General features: G+C 71.3%; 16 protein-coding genes. 10 read left to right on the top strand and 6 right to left on the bottom strand.

All coding sequences use genetic code 11. The annotated features are described in order from the left end of the window. Nucleotides 1–37 precede the first annotated feature (37 nt). A complete protein-coding gene (locus tag CTZ28_RS15375) occupies nucleotides 38–631 on the top strand; it encodes a winged helix-turn-helix domain-containing protein (RefSeq protein ID WP_121889954.1) in 594 nt (197 codons plus the stop codon). Nucleotides 632–664: 33 nt separating this feature from the next. Then, the gene (locus CTZ28_RS15370) at nucleotides 665–1,924 is read left to right on the top strand and encodes an MFS transporter (protein WP_121889953.1); all 1,260 of its coding nucleotides are present in this window, start codon (nucleotides 665–667) and stop codon (nucleotides 1,922–1,924) included. 206 nt (nucleotides 1,925–2,130) lie between these two features. Here CTZ28_RS15370 and CTZ28_RS15365 read toward each other — a convergent pair whose 3' ends face one another. Then, the gene (locus CTZ28_RS15365; protein WP_121889952.1) at nucleotides 2,131–3,306 is read right to left on the bottom strand and encodes an epoxide hydrolase family protein; all 1,176 of its coding nucleotides are present in this window, start codon (nucleotides 3,304–3,306) and stop codon (nucleotides 2,131–2,133) included. 215 nt (nucleotides 3,307–3,521) lie between these two features. Between CTZ28_RS15365 and CTZ28_RS15360 the strand changes: the two genes are divergently transcribed. After that, nucleotides 3,522–3,866 carry a VOC family protein gene (locus CTZ28_RS15360; RefSeq protein ID WP_121889951.1) on the top strand — a complete coding sequence of 115 codons (345 nt, stop codon included), beginning with the start codon at nucleotides 3,522–3,524 and terminating at the stop codon, nucleotides 3,864–3,866. Here CTZ28_RS15360 and CTZ28_RS15355 read toward each other — a convergent pair. Together CTZ28_RS15355 and CTZ28_RS15350 are read right to left on the bottom strand one after the other, a co-directional pair. After that, nucleotides 3,841–4,803 carry an SDR family oxidoreductase gene (locus CTZ28_RS15355; RefSeq protein ID WP_121889950.1) on the bottom strand — a complete coding sequence of 321 codons (963 nt, stop codon included), beginning with the start codon at nucleotides 4,801–4,803 and terminating at the stop codon, nucleotides 3,841–3,843. The genes CTZ28_RS15360 and CTZ28_RS15355 overlap by 26 nt on opposite strands. Nucleotides 4,804–4,874: 71 nt before the next feature. Continuing rightward, entirely contained in the window at nucleotides 4,875–5,612 is a 738-nt protein-coding gene (locus tag CTZ28_RS15350; protein ID WP_121889949.1) for an SDR family oxidoreductase, read from the bottom strand. A gap of 165 nt (nucleotides 5,613–5,777) precedes the next feature. On the opposite strand from CTZ28_RS15350, the gene CTZ28_RS15345 reads away from it, so the two are divergent. From CTZ28_RS15345 to CTZ28_RS15320, 6 genes are all read left to right on the top strand, one after another. Continuing rightward, the gene (locus CTZ28_RS15345; protein WP_121889948.1) at nucleotides 5,778–6,542 is read left to right on the top strand and encodes a TetR/AcrR family transcriptional regulator; all 765 of its coding nucleotides are present in this window, start codon (nucleotides 5,778–5,780) and stop codon (nucleotides 6,540–6,542) included. Between the two features lie 283 nt (nucleotides 6,543–6,825). After that, nucleotides 6,826–10,602, top strand: coding sequence for a S8 family serine peptidase (locus tag CTZ28_RS15340; protein WP_121889947.1), 3,777 nt, complete (start codon nucleotides 6,826–6,828; stop codon nucleotides 10,600–10,602). A gap of 108 nt (nucleotides 10,603–10,710) precedes the next feature. Next, entirely contained in the window at nucleotides 10,711–11,715 is a 1,005-nt protein-coding gene (locus CTZ28_RS15335) for a helix-turn-helix transcriptional regulator (RefSeq protein WP_121889946.1), read from the top strand. Between the two features lie 295 nt (nucleotides 11,716–12,010). Then, nucleotides 12,011–14,563: an MGH1-like glycoside hydrolase domain-containing protein gene (locus CTZ28_RS15330; protein ID WP_121889945.1), complete on the top strand. Its 2,553-nt coding sequence runs from the start codon at nucleotides 12,011–12,013 to the stop codon at nucleotides 14,561–14,563. 29 nt (nucleotides 14,564–14,592) lie between these two features. Next, nucleotides 14,593–16,698 (top strand): glycoside hydrolase family 30 protein, encoded by a 2,106-nt coding sequence (locus tag CTZ28_RS15325; RefSeq protein WP_183154411.1) that lies wholly within the window; start codon nucleotides 14,593–14,595, stop codon nucleotides 16,696–16,698. A gap of 11 nt (nucleotides 16,699–16,709) precedes the next feature. Next, nucleotides 16,710–17,456 (top strand): PP2C family protein-serine/threonine phosphatase, encoded by a 747-nt coding sequence (locus CTZ28_RS15320; protein ID WP_121890123.1) that lies wholly within the window; start codon nucleotides 16,710–16,712, stop codon nucleotides 17,454–17,456. A 10-nt stretch (nucleotides 17,457–17,466) separates the two neighbouring features. Here CTZ28_RS15320 and CTZ28_RS15315 read toward each other — a convergent pair whose 3' ends face one another. Continuing rightward, nucleotides 17,467–18,111: a protein-L-isoaspartate O-methyltransferase family protein gene (locus tag CTZ28_RS15315; protein WP_121890122.1), complete on the bottom strand. Its 645-nt coding sequence runs from the start codon at nucleotides 18,109–18,111 to the stop codon at nucleotides 17,467–17,469. A 107-nt stretch (nucleotides 18,112–18,218) separates the two neighbouring features. Between CTZ28_RS15315 and CTZ28_RS15310 the strand changes: the two genes are divergently transcribed. Beyond that, nucleotides 18,219–18,545, top strand: a complete 327-nt coding sequence (locus CTZ28_RS15310) for a hypothetical protein (protein WP_121889943.1) — start codon at nucleotides 18,219–18,221, stop codon at nucleotides 18,543–18,545. A 46-nt stretch (nucleotides 18,546–18,591) separates the two neighbouring features. Here CTZ28_RS15310 and CTZ28_RS47015 read toward each other — a convergent pair whose 3' ends face one another. Both CTZ28_RS47015 and CTZ28_RS15305 read right to left on the bottom strand, forming a co-directional pair. Further along, nucleotides 18,592–18,729, bottom strand: coding sequence for a hypothetical protein (locus CTZ28_RS47015; protein WP_183154410.1), 138 nt, complete (start codon nucleotides 18,727–18,729; stop codon nucleotides 18,592–18,594). A 138-nt stretch (nucleotides 18,730–18,867) separates the two neighbouring features. Further along, nucleotides 18,868–19,524: a hypothetical protein gene (locus CTZ28_RS15305; RefSeq protein ID WP_121889942.1), complete on the bottom strand. Its 657-nt coding sequence runs from the start codon at nucleotides 19,522–19,524 to the stop codon at nucleotides 18,868–18,870. Nucleotides 19,525–19,938 lie beyond the last annotated feature (414 nt).

Here is a 19,938-nt window from a genome sequence, read left to right as displayed (position 1 = left end):
TATTGTGAAGTTTCTACTTCACATCTATGGTTGGCGCATGCGACCGAAGCACGAGCCTGAGCAGATCACCGACCTGTCCCGGTTGAGGGCGTTCATGAACCCACTGCGGATGCAGCTCTACCGAATGCTGTACGCCACGGGCACCGCGACCGCCTCTCAGCTCGCCGACCATGTCGACGAGACGCCGTCGCTCGTCAGTTACCACCTGCGCAAACTGGCCGAGAACGGCTTCGTGACCCAGGCGAACGGCCAGGGCACCGACGGCCGCGAGCGGTGGTGGAGAGTGGCATCCGAGGAGGGCTGGGGCTTTCGCGACTCGGACTTCGCGGACACACCCGAGGGCGCCGCCGCCGCCGGCGCGGTGACCCGTGGCATGTTCGACACCCGGGTCGCCCAGTACCGCACGTATCTCGACCAGAAGGCCGCCTGGGGCAAAACGTGGACCGACGCGGCCTTCAGCGCCGAGTGGCTGCTCGACCTCACCCCCGCCGAACTCTCCGAGATGAGCGACGAACTTGAGGAGCTGGCCCGGCGCTGGCGGGAGCGTGGCAAGGCCGCAAAGGCGACCGGTGACACCGAGGACCGCGAGCACGTATCCGTGCACCTCTACGGCTTTCCCTTCCGGCCCTGACCCGGCCGTTTCCCCGACCTGCTGGAGCCGTCCATGGCCACCACCGAGACAGCCCTGCCCGAATACGCCACCACACCGGCCCACCGCGACGGCAACGTATGGCGCTGGCTCACCGCGTACACCGCTTCCCTCGTCGGCGACAGCGTGTACTTCGTCGCCCTGGGCTGGTCCGCCCAGAAGGCCGCCGGCCCTACCGAAGTCGGTCTCGTCATGGCCTCGGGGGCACTACCCCGTGCGTTACTCATGCTCGGCGGGGGCGTGGTGGCCGACCGGTTCGACCCCCGTCGGGTGATTCTCGGCAGTGACACGCTGCGCTGTCTCCTCATCCTGGCGGCGGCCGCCGGCATCGCACTGACTGCGCCGGCCTTGTGGGTCCTGGTCGCGGTGGCGCTCGTCTTCGGCGCCGTGGACGCGCTCTTCGTACCCGCTGTCGGTGCCCTCCCGCCGCGCATCACCAGCCCTGACCAACTGGCCCGGGTCACCGGCATGCGCTCGCTGTCGATGCGCCTCGGCCAGATCGCGGGCCCGCCGATCGGCGGCCTGGCCATGGGACTGGGCGGGCCTGCAGCCGCCTTCGCCGTCGCCGGCACGCTCTTCGCCCTGTCCCTTCCGCTCCTGCTGACGGTACGGATACGGTCCCTCGGGTCGCGTGACTCGGAGCGCCGACCGGGGCCCGGCACCGCACGACGGGACCTGCTCGACGGGCTGCGCTACATCCGCCGCCACCGCCTCATCGGCCCCCTCGTCGCCGCCGGCGCCATCTGCGAACTCGGGCTCATCGGCACCCTCAACGTCGGCATGATTCTCCTCAACGCCGAGCGCGGCTGGGGCCCTTCCGGCTACGGCTGGATCGTCAGCAGCTTCAGTGCAGGAGCAGCGACCAGCGCCGCGCTGCTCGCGATCGCCGGCTGGCTGCCCCGTGCCGGCTTGATGATGGCCGGCACACTGCTCGTGGGCTGCGCGGGCGCGGCCGCCATCGCGTTGGTGCCCACCCTCTGGCTCGCCGCAGTGCTGGCCGCAGTCATCGGGCTCTGTGCGGGCATCTTCGGCAGCCTGGACAACGCCCTCATACAGACCGCGGCGGACCCGGCCTATCTCGGCCGGGTCACCTCCGTCGTCATGCTCACCATGGTCGGTCTCGCGCCCCTCAGCTACCCGCTGGTCGGCGCTGCCGTCGGAGCCTGGGGTGCGGCCCCGGTGTTCGTCGGCTGCGGCACCTTCGCCAGCCTGGGCGTGGCCATCGCCTTGACCTCCAGCGCGGTACGGCGCGCCGAACTGCCCCGGGGCAGTTGAACGGGTAGCGCGCTATTCGGCCTGACGGGCTGCGAGGTAGCCGGCCCAACTCTCACCTGCTGGCTGTCCCCATCGGTGGGCAGTGGTGGCGGCAACGCCGAACCAGACGCTTCACCAGTCACACCCACGCTGTGACGACACCTGCGCCCCGGAGGGGAAGGGCCGGGGGGGAGCGATGTTCGTCGGCGGCGCACGCAGTGGTGTTCTCAGCCCGTCGCCGCCGCCCGGTAGGGGCGGAAGAACGCGCGCAGTTCTTCCGCGTAGAGCTCGGGCTCTTCGAACGGTGCGAAATGCCCGCCGCGCTCGGGTTCAGTCATGCGTACGACGTTCGCCGTGCGTTCGAGCCATGCTCGCGGCGGGCGGACGATGTCGCCGCGGAAGAGCGAGAACCCGGACGGCACCTCGACCCGACGGGTGAGCTGCTCAGGCGGGATCGCGGCGTTCGTGTGGTACATGCGCATCGACGAGCCGATCGTCCCCGTGAGCCAGTAGAGCGTGACGTTCGTGAGGATCTCGTCCTTCGTGAAGCTCCGTTCGATGTCCCCGCCGCAGTCGCTCCACTCCCGGAGCTTCTCGACGATCCAGGCGGCGAGCCCGGCCGGGGAGTCGGTCAGCCCGACGGCGGCGGTCTGGGGCTTCGTGCGGTGCATGGCTCCGTAGGCGCCCTCGCTCGCGCCCCAAGCCGTGACGTCCTCGAACCAGGCGCGCTCCTCGGGCGCCAGATCGGCCGGGTCGCCGGTGAAGACGGGCAGGCCCCCGTCCATGCGGTGGACGGCCACGACCCGGTCCGGGTGGTCGAGCGCAAGGTAGCGGCTCACGTGACTGCCGATGTCTCCGCCCGCCGCACCGAACCGCGCGTAGCCGAGGACGCCCATGAGTTCGGCCCACAGAGCGGCGACGGCGATGGAGTCGAGCGGCGGGCCGGTGGGGCGGTCGGAGTACCCGTAGCCCGGCATGTCGGGCACGACCACGTCGAACGCGTCGGCGGGGTCCGCACCGTGTGCACCGGGATCGGTCAGGAGCGGGATGACTTTCGAGTAGCGCCAGAACGAGTCCGGCCAGCCGTGGTTGAGGACCAGCGGCAGCACGGGGCCGGACGGCGCGACGGCCCGGGCGTGCACGAAGTGGATCCCCAGGCCGCCGAGCCGGATACGGAAGCGGGGCAGCCTGGTAAGCGCCGTCTCCTGGGCCGGCCAGTCGAACCCGTCCGCCCAGTAGTCGACGAGTTCATGAAGGTAGGCGATGTCGGTCCCGAGTGACCATCCGGCGTCCTCGGGCGCATCCGGCCAACGTGTCGAGCGCAGTCGTACACGCAGGTCATCGAGTGCCGCAGGCTCGGCCAGCGAGGTGAACGGCTTCGGGTGGGGTGGTGCGTCCGGCATGGCACGCATGCTAACGCTGCGGAGACGACCACCACGGGCATGCGTACGCCGACGTGTGCGGCATGGGTACGCGGCGGCGTCCGCCGACCGGCTCGGGGCCCGATCGGTCAGTTTCGGAGAAGCGGCCGTCCGCGCCCCGTGCCTACCGTGGGTTCACCGGCGGAACCCACAGACACCGCCGCAGCACTGCACCGAGACACAGGAGCACCTACGCCATGAGCAGCGGCATCACCACGATCCTCTACCACGTCACCGACCTGGCCCGGGCCAAGGCGCTCTTCAGCACGTTCCTCGGCGTCGAGCCGTCGACCGACGCGCCGTACTACGTCGGCTTCGAGCGCGACGGCCAGCAGATCGGCCTCGTCCCCGACGCGCACGACCGCGCCTTCACCGGCCCGGTCTGTTTCCGCGACGTCCCCGACATCACCGCCGCCTACCAGGGCCTGCTGGCCGCCGGTGCTGAGTCCGACGAAGAGCCGCACGACGTCGGCGGCGGCCTGAAGGTCGCCTCGGTCAAGGACGCGGACGGCCACGTCATCGGGCTCCGTCAGCAGCCGTGACCCCTGACCGACCCCACTCGCCGACGGCCGGGCGAGCGGGGCGCACCCCCTGTTGTGGGGTGAGGAGGTCGGTGAGCCCGACACGGGTGAGGAACTCGCGTCGGATGCGGTCAGCGATGTCGGAGACTTCCTCGGAGCCGTCGTCGGCGGGGTCGACGTGCACCCGGTAGGGGCGTTGTCCGGCGGGGAGAGCGACGATACGGGCGATCTCGTCGGAGACCAGGGAGGCATCCGCACCGTCGGGGGCGAGTGCGGCCAGTTTCTGGGCGACCTGTTCGATGAGCCCAGGGTGTTTCGTCTCGTACTGCCTCTCTGTCGTGGTGTCGGCCGGATGGCCGACGTGCGCGAAGTGGTTGGTGCCGCTGGTGAACGAGCCCGGTACCACGATCGAGGTCTCCACGCCCCAGCGGGCCAGTTCGGCGGCGTAGCTGACGGCCAGGGAGTCCATGGCGGCCTTGGCCGCGAAGTAGGGGGCCAGATAGGGCGGGGTGCCTCCCTTGACGCTGGAGCTGGACACCCAGATCACCAGGCCCCGGCCCGCGGTGCGCAGGTGCGGGAGCACGGCGCGGTTGACGCGCTGGGTGGAGAGCACATTGACGTCGTAGAGCTGGGCGAGTTGTTCCGGGGTGAACGCTTCGGCCGGTCCGGTGGCCATGTGCCCGGCATTGTGGATCAGGACGTCGATGCGGCCCTGTTCGCCCAGGACCTGGTTGATGGCGGTGTCGACGGACGTCTGGGAACTGACATCGAGTTCGATGGCGCGCAGGTCGACACCGTGACCGGCGCCGTAGTCGGCGGCCGCCTGGGCCTGCGGGGCGTTACGGGTGTGAGTCTCGCGCATGCCGGCGTACACGGTGTGGCCTGCGTCGGCGAGGGTGCGGGCGGTCAGGGCGCCGAAGCCGCTGGAGGCACCGGTGATCACGACGATGTACTTCATGGGAGATCCTGAAGGGCTGTCGGGGCGATTGGAGATCGGGGGTCGGCCGGGCCCGGCCGGTGCCGGCTTCGTCATGCCAGGCCGCCGTTGGCGTACAGGGTCTGGCCGTTGATCCAGCGGGCCGGGCCGGCGAGGAAGGCGACTGTTTCGGCGATGTCCTGCGGTGTGCCCAGGCGTTCCAGAGGGGCCGTCGCGGCGAGGTCGTCGATGGTGGTCTGGTCCTTGCCGTCGAGGAAGAGGGGCGTGGCGGTGGGGCCGGGGGCGACGGCGTTGACGGTGATGTCCCTGCCGCGCAGTTCGCGGGCGAGGATCAGGGTCATGCCCTCGACGGCGGCCTTGCTGGCGACGTAGGCGCCGTAGGCGGGGAACCGGAGGCGGGTGACCGAGGTCGAGAAGTTGATGATCGCGCCGCCGCTGCGGATCCGCCGGGCTGCCTGCTGGGAGACGACGAAGGTGCCGCGGATATTGGTGCGGTGCATCCGGTCCAGGTCGGCCAGGTCGAGGGTGGCGATCGGCGACAGCAGCATGATGCCCGCGGTGTTGACGACGACGTCGAGGCCGCCGAACTCCCGCTCCACTGCGTCGAACGCGTCGGTCATGGCGTGTTCGTCGGCGACATCGCCGGCGACCGCGACGGCCCTGCCGCCGGCCGCGGTGACCGCGGCGACCGTCTCGTCGGCGCGGGCCTTGTTGCCGGCGTAGTGCACGCCGACGGCGAAGCCGTCCCTGGCGAGGCGTTCGACGACGGCGCGGCCGATGCCGCCGGAGCCTCCGGTGACCAGTGCGACACGGGTGGTGTTGTCCGTCATGGTGATCCGTCCTTCGATGGCATGCCCCGCGGCCCGGTCGAGGCCTGGATGGGGCTGGATGCGGCTGGGTGAACTCAGGAGAGCAGTCAATGCATCGCCGATAACAGCAGCGACACATCAACGCTAACACATCATCGATGTAGCGCAACTGTTAGCATCGATTCCATGACGACGGTCGGAACGAACACGGCGCAGCCCCGCGAGCGCATCCTCAAGGCCGCCACGGCCCTGCTCGCCGAGGGCGGGCGGGAAGCGGTGTCCACACGCGCGGTCAGCGCGGCCGCCGGCGTGCAGGCCCAGACGATCTACCGGCACTTCGGCGACATGCAGGGCCTGCTCGACGAGGTGGCCCGGCAGGGATACGCCTCCTACCTGGCCGCCAAGCAGGCCGACGGCCGGGACGGCGACCCCGTCGGTCAACTGAGCCGCGGCTGGGACATGCACGTGGCGTTCGGCCTGGCCAACCCCGCCCTGTACCGGCTGCTGTACGCCGAACCGCGGCCCGGCCAGCAGTTCGCGGTCACCGGCGAGGCCCACCGGGTACTGCGGGGCATCGTCGAACGGGTGGCCGAGGCAGGCCGGCTGCGCACGAGCGTCGAGACCGCCGCAACGATGGTCCACTCCGCGGGCATGGGAGTCACCCTCACCCTCATCGCCGCCCAGGACGACGACCGGCTCAGCGCCTACGAGGGTCTCGCCGACAACGTCCGCGACGCGATACTCGCCGCCGTACTCGCCCCCGCCGCCCCCGCCGGCGGGCCGGAGCCCGGAGCCCGGCCCGCGCCCGTCCATGCCATCGCCCTGAAGTCCCTGATGCGCGACGGAGTGCGGTCCCTGACCCCCGGCGAGCGCGCCCTGCTCGGCGAACTGCTAGACCGTATCGCCGCCGAGGAACAACCGGGCTCCGGCGCCGGCGAGACCCAGCCGTAGAGCCGCGCGCCGTCGGGTTCTCACGGCTCGGCGGCGCGGCAGGCGCAGACAGCGGGCGACCGGTGTGCGTTGTGGCCACGACCGGACAGCCCCTCGCCTTCCCGGCCTTCTGGTGATGCGGGTCCGCAAAGGAACCGGTGCCGCGCGGGCCGCCTCGCACCCCTGTCGCCGTTGCGACATGTCCCACCTGTGCCACCGGAATCGAGTGACATGCGCTTCTGTGCCGCCGGATTCTTTCCAGGACGTGAACAATCCACCGCGTACAAGGGAAGGCACGGGACTGATGAGACCGATCCGCCTGGTGGCGGCGATATCGGCCGGGGTCGCACTGACCGCCGGTGCCATGGTGCCGGTGTCCGCTCGGACCGGCAGTGCAGGGGCCGTGGCGGACACGCCCGCGCGGGCGAAGGGCGCCACGGTGCGCCTGATCACCGGCGACCGGGTGACCCTCACCACGGCCGCGGACGGCAAACAACTCGCTTCGGTGCAACCGGGTGCCGGACGGCAGGGCATCGTCTTCCGCACCGTCGAACAGGACGGTCATCTGACGGTCCTTCCCTCCGATGCGAGCGACCTCGTCTCGACCGGCCGGCTGGACAGGCAGCTGTTCGATGTGACGGCGCTGGCCGCACAGCGCTACGACGAGGCGCACACCGACGCGCTGCCGCTCATCGTGGGGCAGCCGGCGGGCGTCACGGCGTCCGCCGTGCAGAGGCTGACGGCCGTCGCCGACGACGGCTCCCCCGTGCGCACGCTGAACAGCATCGGCGCGCGGTCGATGCGCGTGGCGGGCGACGACCTGAGCCGGTTCTGGAAGCAACTGGCGCCCGCCCCCGGCGAGATGAACGCCAAGCAGCTCACTGCCGCTCCTCGGGTCTGGCTGGACGCGCGCGTGGACGCGACGCTGGACCGCAGCACCGCCCAGATCGGCGCGCCGGCCCTCTGGCAGACCGGTGACCACGGCGAGGGCGTCAAGGTCGCGGTGCTGGACACCGGTGTCGACCGGACCCATCCCGATCTGGCCGGGCGGATCGCGGAGGCCAAGGACTTCTCCGGCAGTTCGGGTACCGGTGACGCCTTCGGTCACGGCACGCACGTCGCGTCGATCGTCGGCGGCACGGGTGCCGCGTCCGGCGGCACCCGCAAGGGGGTCGCACCCGCCGCCGAACTGCTGGTCGGGAAGGTCCTCGGGGACGACGGCTACGGCACCGAGTCCCAGGTGATCGCCGGCATGGAGTGGGCGACGGCCCAGGGTGCCCAAGTGGTCAACATGAGTCTGGGCTCGGACGAACCGACGGACGGCACGGACCCGATGAGCCTGGCGGTGAACGAACTCAGCGCGAGCACCGGCGCCTTGTTCGTCGTGGCCGCGGGCAACAGCGGTTCGCGGGGGCCGGGCTCCATCGGCTCCCCCGGTGCGGCGGACGCGGCGCTCACGGTGGGCGCCGTGGACCGCGACGACTCGCTCGCCCCGTTCTCCAGCCGCGGCCCGCGGCCGGGCGACGACGCCGTGAAGCCGGATGTCACGGCACCGGGCGTCGGCATCGTGGCCGCCCGCGCGGCGGGCACCACGATGGGCGACCCGGTCGGCCCGGACTACGTGGCCGCATCGGGTACATCGATGGCCACGCCCCATGTGGCGGGTGCCGCCGCGCTGCTCGCCGGGCGTCATCCGGACTGGTCCGCCGCGCAGTTGAAGGACGCGCTGATCAGCACGGCCCGTACGGTCGCCGGTCAGCAGCCCACCGAGCAGGGCGGCGGCCGCATCGACGTGGCCGCCGCGGCTCTGGGGCCGGTCACCGCCACCGGTTCCGTGGCCCTCGGCCCGTTCGAGCGCGGAACCGGTGACGCCCGGACGACCGAACTGACGTACACCAACGCCTCCGACAAGGACGTCACGCTCGCGCTCACCCTCAGGCTGGCCACGCAGGGCGGCACCGCGCCCGCGGACGGCGCGGTGCGGCTCGGCGGCAGCTCCGTCCGCGTCCCCGCGGGGGCGACGGCGAAGGTCCCGCTGACGGTGGACCCGGCCCGCACGACGCAGGGCAAGTTCTACGGCTACGTCACCGCGGCCTCCGCCGACGGCGCGGTCTCCGTGCACACCACGCTGAGCCTCGTGGTGCACGGCCCCGTCCACCGGATCACCGTCAAGGCCTACGACCGTGACGGCAAGCTGGTCCCGGCGCTGCCCACCATCTGGGGGGCCGACGGCTTCGTGGACTACATCAGCACCGACCCGGCCGTCGCCGAGGTCGAGGAAGGCACCTACCAGCTGGACATGACGTCGGTGGACGACGCGGCCGACGGGCAGGAGCTGCGCGACGTGGTCCTGCCGGAGGTCAAGGTCACCAAGGACATGACCGTCACCCTCGACGCCCGCAAGACCGTCCCGGTGCAGATCCGCACGCCTCAGCCCGCCGAACAGCGCGGTGTCCTCAGCTTCCAGACGTACCGGAAGCTGGACGGACACAGTCTGGTCCAGGGCACGATGTACTTCGACATCGCCAAACGGCTGTACGTCAGCCCCACCGCGAAGGTCACCGACGGTACCTTCGAGTTCGCCTCGCGCTGGCAGCTCGTCGCCCCGCTCCTCGACGCGGAGGTGGCCGGTGCCGGAACCGGCCTCGGCGCCTACTACATGCCCTACTCGCCCCTCTTCGAGGACCGCGGAACCCGGCTGACGGCCGTCGACGCCGGGGACGCCGCCGCTCCCGACTTCAGCCGCGCACGCGGCAGGCTGGCGGTCGTCGACAACCCCACCGGCGCCGACGAGCGGAAGCTGGTCGAGCGGGCGGCCGCGGCCGGCGTGCGCGCCGTCATGCTCGTCCACTTCGCCGACACCGGGTGGAGTCGCTGGACCCCGGACGGCGACCGGTGGGCCCTTCCCACCGTACGGATCGGCGCGCGGACAGGAGCCGAACTGCTGGCACGGATCGCCCGCCGCACCACCACGGTCGCGTTCACGGGGACGCCGCGCAGCCCCTACCTGTACGACGTGATGCAGGTGTCCGCGCAACAGATCCCGCGACAGGTGGTGCACACCGTGTCGACGCGCAACAGCGCGGTCGTCCGCACCACGTACGCGGACAACGGCGGCTCCGGGTGGGCGAGTGAGCAGCGCTTCGGCCGGCGCCCGTACCAGGACACCGCCTGGCTGCAGTACACACGTCATGTCCCGACCGGCTTCGCGCGTACCGAGTACGTCAGTTCCGGTGACACCGTCTGGCAGCACGTGGTGAATCACACGACCACGTGGGACGTCGACCAGGTGCTCACCGCCGGGATGCGGGACGCTCCCCGCGTCTACCGGCCCGGGGAGCGCGTCACCGACACCTGGCAGGGCGCCGTCGTCAGGCCGTCGATCCCCCGGGGAACGGTGACACCGTCGGTGCGCGTCGGCGACGTACTGCGGCTGCGCATCCCCGAGTTCACCGACTCGGCATCGGGCCACTGGTCGCGCCTGACCGCCTCGGACGGCGGCCTGGGCGGCTTCCGCGCCTCGGACGCGGATCAGCCGGGCGACTCGGCCGCCGCCTCGCTGTACCGCAACGGTGTGAAGATCGCCGACGCGGACAGCGCCTGGGCGGACGTCGAGGTGCCCGCCGGCGCGGCCGACTACCGGCTCGACCTGACCACGGCACGGGTGGCGAGCGACTGGAAGCTCGGGACGGCCACCCGGACGTCCTGGTCGTTCCGTTCGACGAGGGCCGACGGAGCGACCGCCTTGCCGCTGCTCCAACTCGACTACGCGGTACCGGTGGACGCACACAACGCCGTGAGTGCGGCGCGCACGCACACGGTCGGCGTGACGGTCCGCGCCCAGGACGGTCTGCCGGCCCCGGCCGGCGTGAGCGTCAAGGTGGCGGCCTCGTACGACGACGGCCGCACCTGGAGCCCCACCACGGTGAAGGGGCAGGGTAAGGACGCCTTCAGGGCGATCGTCACCAGGCCGTCGGGGATCCGCGGCGACGCGCAGGTGACGCTGCGTGTCACGGCGCGGGACGCCTCCGGTGACTCGGTGACGCAGACTGTGGAGCGGGCGTACCTGCACCCTGGGTAACCGCAGGTGAGACCGGTGTGACGGGCGGGCGGGCCACGGTGGGCCCGCCCGTCCGTCCATGCAGTACGGTGTTCAACTGTTGAAGCCGCCGGTCTCGGGGAGGGCGCCATGGCGCTGGAGGCCGCTGGGGTCTCGGCCATCGAGGAGTCGGTGTACCGGCTGCTCGTGACATCGGGTCAGGCCTCGGTCACCGATGTCGCCCTCCGTACCGGGCTGGGCGAGGCGGAGGCCGCGGGCGTCCTGAAGGCACTGGCCGCCAAGGGGATGGCCTCTCACGCGGACGGCCTGCCGAGCGACTTCCGGGCCACACCCCCCGATGTGGCGCTCCTGCCGCGGCTGAAGCGCGGCGCCGAGGCGCTGGACCTGGCTCGGGCCGAGACCACCAGCCTGCTCCAGGCCTATCAGGACACCATGCGCAGGCAGGACGCCGGCCAGCTGATCGAGGTCATCACGGGCGCGGAGGCGCTGCGTCAGCATCTGCGGCAGATCCAGGCGAGCGCCCACGACGAGTTGCTCTGGTTCTGCAAGGCCCAGTACGTGGCCATGCCCTCGGGCAGCAACACGGCGGAGTTCGAGGCCCTCGCGCGCGGGGTGCGCTATCACGTCGTGTACGAGAAGGCCTTCTTCGACGACGAGGGCGCCGTCGACAACGTGGTGGCGGGCGTGCGCGCGGGGGAGATCGCCCGCGCCGTACCGCATCTGCCGTTGCGCCTCGCGATCGCCGACCGTTCCATCGCCGTCTGCCCGCTCGTACCCGGCGGCCCGCAGGGCAGCCCGACGGAACCCACCGCCGCCCTGGTACGCGACAGCAATCTGCTCGCCGCCCTGATCGCCCTCTTCGAACGCTACTGGGAGGACGCCGTTCCGCTGGGCGTCGACAGTACGGGTGCGGTGTCCGGACGAGACGCGACGGACAGACCGGATCCGCTGTCCCCCACCGACCGGCGGCTGCTCGCCCTGCTGGTGGCCGGTGTGGCCGACAAGGCGATCGCGACCCAGATGGCGCTGAGCCGGCGCACGGTGCAGCGCCGCATCCAGCACATGATGGAACTCGCCGGCGCGACCACCCGTATGCAACTGGCCTGGCATGCGGCCCGCCGGGGCTGGCTGTGACCTCGCGCTCGCACGAAGCGGGAGCCTCCCGGGCGCGGCCCTGACCCGGTGGTTCGGGCGGGGCCGGGCGCGTCCCGCACCGGCGTGCGCCCGATCTTTTCTCTGCCGTTGACCTTGACAGCCGAGTCTCGTCCTCCATACTCCTGCGTGGATCTACGGCCGATATACCGATTAACGTCCGAGATATCGAACATGGAGGTGATCGCAGACCGTATCGCGCGCTGAGGAGAGCCGCCGCCTCGCCGCCGCACCGGAGTACGACCCGCACCTGCTCCGCACCGAAAGGTCACGCCATATGACGCACCCTCAGCTGCCCAGACGTACTTTCCTGCGCACGGTCGGCGCCGCCGGGCTCACCGGTTCGACGTTCGCCCTCGCCGCGAGTCCGGGCTCCGCACAGGCCGCCCCGCCCGCCCCCGAATCCGCTCCGGGAAGCAGCAACGGACCCGGGTCCGAGGGCTCCCTCGTCCATCCCACGCTCAAGCGGCCGTTCGCGATGCCGGGCGTCAAGGACCAGGAGTGGACCGGCGCGTTGTTCGTCGGAGCGGGCGAGAGCCGGTTCGCGCTCCGCGTCGCCCTGCTCACCCCGCAGGGCAGGCTGATCCGCGAGAAGATGACCAACTACCTGTGGCGCATAGGTCCCATGACCCCCGACGGCGCCTACAAAGAGGTCAGGGTCAGCTCCGACGACCGCACGATCATGCCGGCACACCTCGAAGCGCTGCGCGAGGTCATCGCCCACCCGGACGAGTGGTCGCAGAGCGAGGTCGCCGACGCCACGGCGAAGCTTCCGCAGCTGGAGCAGAAGTACGCGCAGACGCAGCACGAGAAGCGCGGCCTCCGGGTGCGGTACGCGCGCACCGGTGACGGCAGCGGCCTGGTCGGGTCAGTGACCGCGCTCGACGACGACACGACCGTCGTTCTCGAACTCGCCACGCCCTGGGGCGAGAAGGCGGACTTCGCACTGGACGGCCAGAGCATGACGGGCAGCGCACCGGGACTCCTGGAGGAGAACCGCACCGGTCACATCCGGCTCTCCCCCACGGAACCCGCCGACAGCTCCGGCTGCTACGCCTCGATCGCCGACATGACGGCGGCGATGACCGGCGGCAGCGGCGCACCCGGCAGCGCGGTCGCCGCGCTCAAGTACCGGCTCGGCAAGGGCCGGACCCTCACGTTCGCCGCCCGGGTCGGCGACCGGCCGCAGGGCGCGGACGTGCCGGAGGCGCACGAGGTGGAGCGGGTGCTCGCCGCCGCCGAGGCGCGGGTCCGCGCGGGCAACCTCACCGGTTCCGGACCGGTGGGACGGTCCGCGGACGCGGTGCGCGACGCGTTGTCCCTCAACACGAACTACGACAAGGCCCACCAGCGCACCTTCGTCCTGTGGGGATGGGGCGGCGGAGGCGGCCTGTTCACCGGCTGGGACTCGGCCTTCGACGCCGTGAACGCCGCCCTCGTCAGCCGCCCCCTCGCAGTCCAGCACGAGACGGGTGTCTTCGAGGCACCGGCGCCGCCCAACCAGGTCCCGCTGCGCGGCCCGCGCTACGACCAGCAGAACTCCGGTCCGATGCACGCGTACGCCGTCTGGCGGCTGTACACCAAGCTGGGCGAGCGCTCGCTGCTGGAGCAGGCGTACCCCGCGCTCGTCACCTTCCACGACCTGCTGCCGGAGTGGGACACCGACGGCGACGGTCTGCTGGAGACCCCCTACTTCGGGGACCGGATCGGCGGCCGGGGCAACCACCTCGGGCTCGACGACAGCCCGGTGTACGCCGCCTACCACCGGATCGCCAAACAGGGCGGCAGCGGTGACGCCCGGGACAACACCGACCTCACCGATGTGGCGCTCAACTCCTACTACGCGCTGCTCGCCGAGACGCTGGCGAAGATGGCCCGGGTGCTCGACAGGCCGCGGGACGCCGCCCGGTTCGCGGCACAGCACGCGACGATCCGGCGGCTGCTCAACGACCGGCTGTGGCACCCCGAGAAGGGCCTGTATCTGAGCCGCTACCTCGACGGCACCTGGAACGAGGTGGTCACACCCACGGTCTTCTACCCGATGTTCGCGGGCCTCGCCACACCCGAACGCGCACGGATCCTGGTCGAGGAACACCTGCTCGATCCAGCCGAGTTCTGGGGCGAGTACGTCGTTCCGAGCGTCGCACGCAACGACCCCGCCTACTGCTCGGGCGGCCCGGTGCACCCCGGCTCGGCACGCTTCCGCTTCTTCACCCGGTACGGCGAGGGCTCGGCCCCCGAGCAGTGGAAGGGCGCCGTGTGGCCGCCCATGAACGCGACCGTGTACGACGGTGTCAAACGCTACGGCTTCGACGACGTCGCGGGCCGGTTCGCCGCCCGGAGCACCGCGATGTACCTGGAGGCCTGGGACAAGGAGGGCTGGTTCCCCGAGTCCTTCGACCCCGAACCCGGCCAGTCCGTCATGGCCTCCGCCGTCGACACCGCATGGCGCACCTACTCCTGGTCCAACGCGATGGCCGTGCAGGGCCTGCACGAGCTGGTCTCGGACAACCCGTGGGACGGCGACCCCGCGGCCCTCATGTTCGGCACGCTCTCCCTGCCGGGCACCAACACGGTCGCCAACGTACGGCTGCGCGGGCACACCTACGCCGTCTCCGCCGGACCGAACCGGACCACGCTGGTCCGCGACGGCCGGACCGTGTTCCGGGCGACCGGCGCCCGCGTGGCCGTCCGCAACTTCGTGCTCCGCGCCTCCGGTGCCTCCTTCGACATCAACGCCGACGGGCCGGCGGCCGTCGAGGTGTTCCCGCCGGGCGGCCGTCCCCGAGGACGGCAGGTGCCCGCCGGCCGCAGCCATGTCGAGCTCTGAACGACCGTCCGCCGTATGAGGGGAATCCCATGCTCAGAACCGGAAAGCGGCCGGGCGGCCGACGCCTGCTCCCCGGACGCGCCGGCCGGGCCGTGTGTGCCCTGCTCGTGTCCTGCCTGGCCCTCGTCGCCCCGTCCGCGGCACACGCCGACACCCCCGCGCCCGCCGTCCAGCAGATCACCGCGGACGGCAACGGCACCGGCCGGGTGTTCGACGGGGTCGGCGCCATCAGCGGTGGCGGCGGCACCTCACGCCTGCTCGTCGACTACCCGGAGCCGCAGCGCAGCCAGCTCCTCGACTACCTCTTCAAGCCCGGCTACGGCGCCTCGCTGCAGATCCTGAAGGTGGAGATCGGCTCGGACACCAACTCCAGCAACGGAGCCGAACCGAGCCACATGCGCACCCCGACCCAGGTCGACTGCGACCGGGGCTACGAGTGGTGGCTGATGGAACAGGCCAAGAAACGCAATCCGCAGATCAGGTTCTACGGCCTCGAATGGGGCGCGCCGGGCTGGTTCGACGGCGGTTTCTGGTCCACGGACAACATCGATTATCTGATGCGGTGGCTCGGCTGCGCCCGGCAGCACGGGCTGCACATCGACTACCTCGGCGGCTGGAACGAGAAGGGCTGGGACGCGGCCTGGTACGGGAAGCTCAAGGACGCCCTCGTCCGCACCGGTCACGGCGACGTCAAGGTGGTGGCCGCCGACAACGCCGGCTGGAAGGTGGCCACCGACATGAAGAACGACCCCGCCTTCGACGCGGCGACGGACGTCGTCGGCATCCACTACCCGTGCTCCGTCCTGCACTGCTCCAGCTCGCAGGACGCCCTCGCCCTGGACAAGCCGTTGTTCGCCAGCGAATCGGGCTGGAACAACTACCTCACGGGCGCCACCCGGCTCGCCTCCGAGATGAACCACGAGTACGTCGACTCGCGCATCACGGCCTTCATCAACTGGCCGGCGGCGTACGCCTGGTACCCGACCGTGCAGATGCAGGGCAGCGGTCTGCTGCGGGCCAACGAGCCGTGGAGCGGCCACTACGAACTGGGCCCCACGCTCTGGACCATCGCCCAGACCGCGCAGTTCACCCGGCCCGGCTGGCGCTACGTCGACTCGGCCAGCGGATACCTCGACGGGGGCGGCACGTATGTGACGCTGCGCTCCCCGGGACCGCGGCCGGCCTACACGACGGTGTTCGAGACCACCGGCGCCACCGGCCCGCAGACCGTGCGCGTCACGCCCACCGGAGGTCTTCCGCGCGGCGCGCTGCACCGCTGGTCGACCACCCTGGAGTCCACCGACCCCGCCGACTGGTTCGTCCGCGGCGCCGAGGTGGGTCCGGACGCGACGGGCGGCCACCGCGTCACGCTGGAACCGGGCACCGTCACCACGCTGACCACCATGCCCGGTCGCAAGGGCAAGGCCGTGGACAAGGCGCCCGCCCCGCACACCATGGCCCTGCCCTACCGTGACGGCTTCGACACCTACCGGCCCCAGGCCACGCCCCGCTACATCTCCGACATGGAGGGCGCGTTCCAGACCGCCCGCTGCTCCGTTGCTCCACAGGCCGCCGCCGGCAGCCGCGGCACCGGCGGGTGTCTGCGGCAGGCCGTCACGACCCGGCCCATCCAGTGGTCGAGGGTGCCCAGCCCGCTCACCCTGACCGGGGACAGCCAGTGGACCGACTACACCGTCTCCGCGAAGACACTGATCCGGCACTCCGGCACGGCGTCGCTGCTCGGCCGGGTGGTGAACCAGCTCAACTCGTTCGGACCCGGCCGTGTCAACGTGTGGGAGGGCTACTACGTGAAGCTGTCGGACTCCGGTGCATGGTCCCTGGAGGTCATCGCACCCGACAAGACCACCCGTGTCCTGGCCGACGGCAACCTGTCGTCCCCCGGCGCCGACACCTGGCACCGGCTGTCGCTCGGCTTCTCGGGCGGGACGATGACCGCGGGCATCGACAACGAGGTGGTCGCCCAGGTCACCGACGGCACCTATGACCACGGCCAGGTCGGTCTCGCACTCGACTCCTACACGACCTCCCAGTTCGACGATCTGACGGTCGTGCCGCCCGGTGTCCCACGGCCGTTGGAAGTGGGGCCGAGATGCACCGGTGCGCGGGTCACTTGAGAATGGTCGTGATGCCGTACGTCGCTGTGAGTGCGCTGAGCCATCCAGGACTGATCCGCGACCGGAACGAGGACAGTCTGGTCGTCGGGCCGTGGACCCTGTGCGCCACCATGACCGAGAACCCGCAGACCCTGGTGTTCCCGCTCGGTACGCCGCTCGTCGTCGCCGTCGCCGACGGGCTCGGCGGGCAGCCCGGCGGAGAAGTGGCCAGTGCCCTGGTGGTACGCCGCCTCGCGTCGACCGGGCCCCTCCTGACCGATGACGACCATGTTCGCGAGCTGATGCACACCTGTAACCGGGAGGTGTACGGGGCCGCGGGCGGGGACGGTGGCGGACGGGCCGCGATGGGCACGACCGTCGCAGGCGTCGTCTTTCTGCCCGAGTCGGTCCTGGCGTTCAACGTGGGTGACAGCCGGGTGTACGCCGCGCCCCGGGACGGACTGCTCCAGGTCAGCGTGGACGACAACCCACCACTCGGACCGGGGCAGCGCACCACCCCCGTGGTGACGCAGGCCCTCGGCGGCGCCGCGACGTACCACGCCATCACCCCGCATGTGCTGACCGCCTCGCTGGCCCCCGGCGACAGGTATCTGATCTGCACCGACGGCCTGACCGACCCGCTGCCGAACGACATCCTCGACGGCCTGCTGCGGGACTACGACGACGGCCGGGCCGCCTTCGAACTGTGGAAGGCCGCCATCGCCGCCGGCGGGCCCGACAACATCACGCTCGCCCTGGCGCGGATCGCCGACCAATGACCACCCGGGGTCAGGACGGGAAGCCGTACCGTCCCCGCAGGCGGACGAAGTACGCGAGCGTCAGCATCCGGCTGCGCTCCAGCCCCGTCGGGGTCCGCAGAAAGGACATGACCTGCTCCTGGCCGCCCGGCCCGATGGGCTGAACGAGACGGCCACCGGAACACAGCTGGCCGGCCAGCGGCGCCGGGACCTCCGGGAAGGCGGCGGACACGATGACCGCGTCGTACGGAGCGCGGTCCGGCACACCGCCGCTGCCGTCCCCCACGCGCAGCTCGACATTCCGAAGGCCCTGCCCGGCGAGGTTGCACAGTGCCTGATGTGCGATGTCGGGCCACATCTCGATGGTCACGACGTCGGCGGCCAGCCGGGCCAGCAGTGCGGTCTGGAAGCCGAGTCCCGTACCGATCTCCAGGACGTGCTCGTTCCCGCTCAGGTCGAGGCCCGCGATCATCATGGCGGAGAGCGAGGGCTGCGTGGTCACCTGTCCGTGCCCGATCGGAAGGGGCACGTCGTGGCAGGCGTGTGCACGGTGGTCAGGGGGGACGAAGGCCGCTCGGGGAGTCGCTCGTACGGCCTGGAGCAGGCGTTCGTCGCTGACGCCGGCCGCGCGGACGGCCCGCACGAGATCCTCGGGCGCATCGGTGGCTTCGGTCATGTCCGCCGCCTCCTCTGCGACTCGCACCAGGCTGAAGCTGTCGGTGTGGCGCATACGCGCCACAATGGAAGGGCGAAACCGCACTCGAATCCATCGAGGAGGTGGCTATGCCCAGCGCAGCCACCACAAAGAAGACGACGGCGGCCCGCGCCCGTCCGAGCGCCAAGTCAACGGCACAGCAAGCCGCCACGGACGGGAAACTGCACATGCACAGCCTGGATGTGCACGCGCCGGTCCACATCCCCTACTTCACACCCGGGGATGTGATGGCCAACACGCAGGCCATGACCTCGAAACTGCCGAAGCTGCCGACCAGGGATCTTCTCTTCTACGGCGGCCTGGGCACGCTCACGGTGGCCGGTGCCCTCGACTGGCCCGTGGCGCTGGCCATCGGAGGTGCCACAGCCATCCTGCGCCGCGGGCGTCACGAATAGTCGGAGGACAGCATGCGTCCGCGCGGTGGCGACCGGCGCGGACGCGTCACGCCTCCTGGGGCACGGCCGCCATGCTGCGCGACCGGGTGTACATCTTCCAGAAGTCCAGTGCCAAGCGCACGACGATGGCCTCGACAAGCGCCATGACGGCTTTGCCGAGGACAGCCATGAGGAACCCGTTCATTGGTGCTGCTCTCTTGCTCGTGTGGGGGGCGTGTCGAGTTTGTCCGCACGTAGGCGAATCCCACAGACCCTGGACGCGTGATCTCGGCAACGGCAAGGTGAACGTCCGGGGAGCTCGACGAGGTACCGCGCCCCGGGGCTACCCCTGAAGCAGGGGTCCGGAAGGGCTGGAGAGCCGGTGGGAGCGGACGACGGCGAGCAGGCTCACCGCGACGAGGGCGGCACACCACGGGGCCAGGTCGCGCAGCGGATCCCGCAGCCCGCCCTCCGTCCCCACCCCCCGCGGGGGCACACGTCCCATGGGGTCGTAGACGACGGCGAGTGTGTCTCCGGGCCTGGTCGTCCGCCCGCAGCCGCGCCAGATCCGGCCCTTGAGCGGTACGCCGTGCGTATCCGCGACCGTGCAGAAGTACCGGCCGCGCGCGCTGTCGGCCGCCCGGCCGTCGTCGACCGACGTCACCACCGCGGTCTGCACCCGCCCCCGCTTCGCCAGCACCATCCCGGTGGCGGCCTGCGGAGCCTGGAGGGCGAGGCACACGCCGAGCAGCGCCGCGATACCGACCAGGGCTCGTCCGGCCCCCGTGCAGGTCAGGTACACGGCGAGGCCCGCGGCACACACCAGGCCCGCCTCACCGGCGGCGAGCGAGGCGCTGCCCGTCCAGGCGCCGATGAGCGTCGTGCCGACGATCGCCACGGCGGCGATGGTCCCGACGAGAAGCCCCTCCCCCACCAGCCACCAGGGCGGCAGCCCGACGAACTCGGCGGGCCCCCACACCACGGTGCGCAGATGTGCCATGAGGTGGGGTTGTCCGGCGAAGGGCCGATGTCTTCGGCGCACAGGTGTCATGCCTCCGCGTCCTTCCGATCCGTCAGCGACCGCCCATGCTGCCACCGGGGCGGGACGGCCGACCGGCCCCCCGACCGGACACCTTCACCTGGCACACGCTGCCGGAACCCGGCAACGAGGCTCCGCGGCGGCCGGGGACTCCGTCAGCCGTCGCACGTGTTCGCCAGCCCCTGCGGTCACCCGCATGCCCCGCCCGGTTCGACGTCCGCACGCGCCGCGGCCAGCATGATCACGGGTACCGCCGCACGGCCTCGACCCCACCGCAACGCTCCGAGGCCCCGTGGGCGGAACCCACGGGGTGTGCCCCTCGCAGATCGCAGCGCCTGGTGAGGGGCACACTGACCCCTTCCACATCAGGATCAT

The organism is Streptomyces shenzhenensis, from assembly GCF_003688995.1.
Taxonomy (GTDB): Bacteria; Actinomycetota; Actinomycetes; order Streptomycetales; family Streptomycetaceae; genus Streptomyces; species Streptomyces shenzhenensis_A.
Note: the sequence above shows the minus strand (reverse complement) of the source record. Positions and strands in the feature narration are given on the sequence as shown.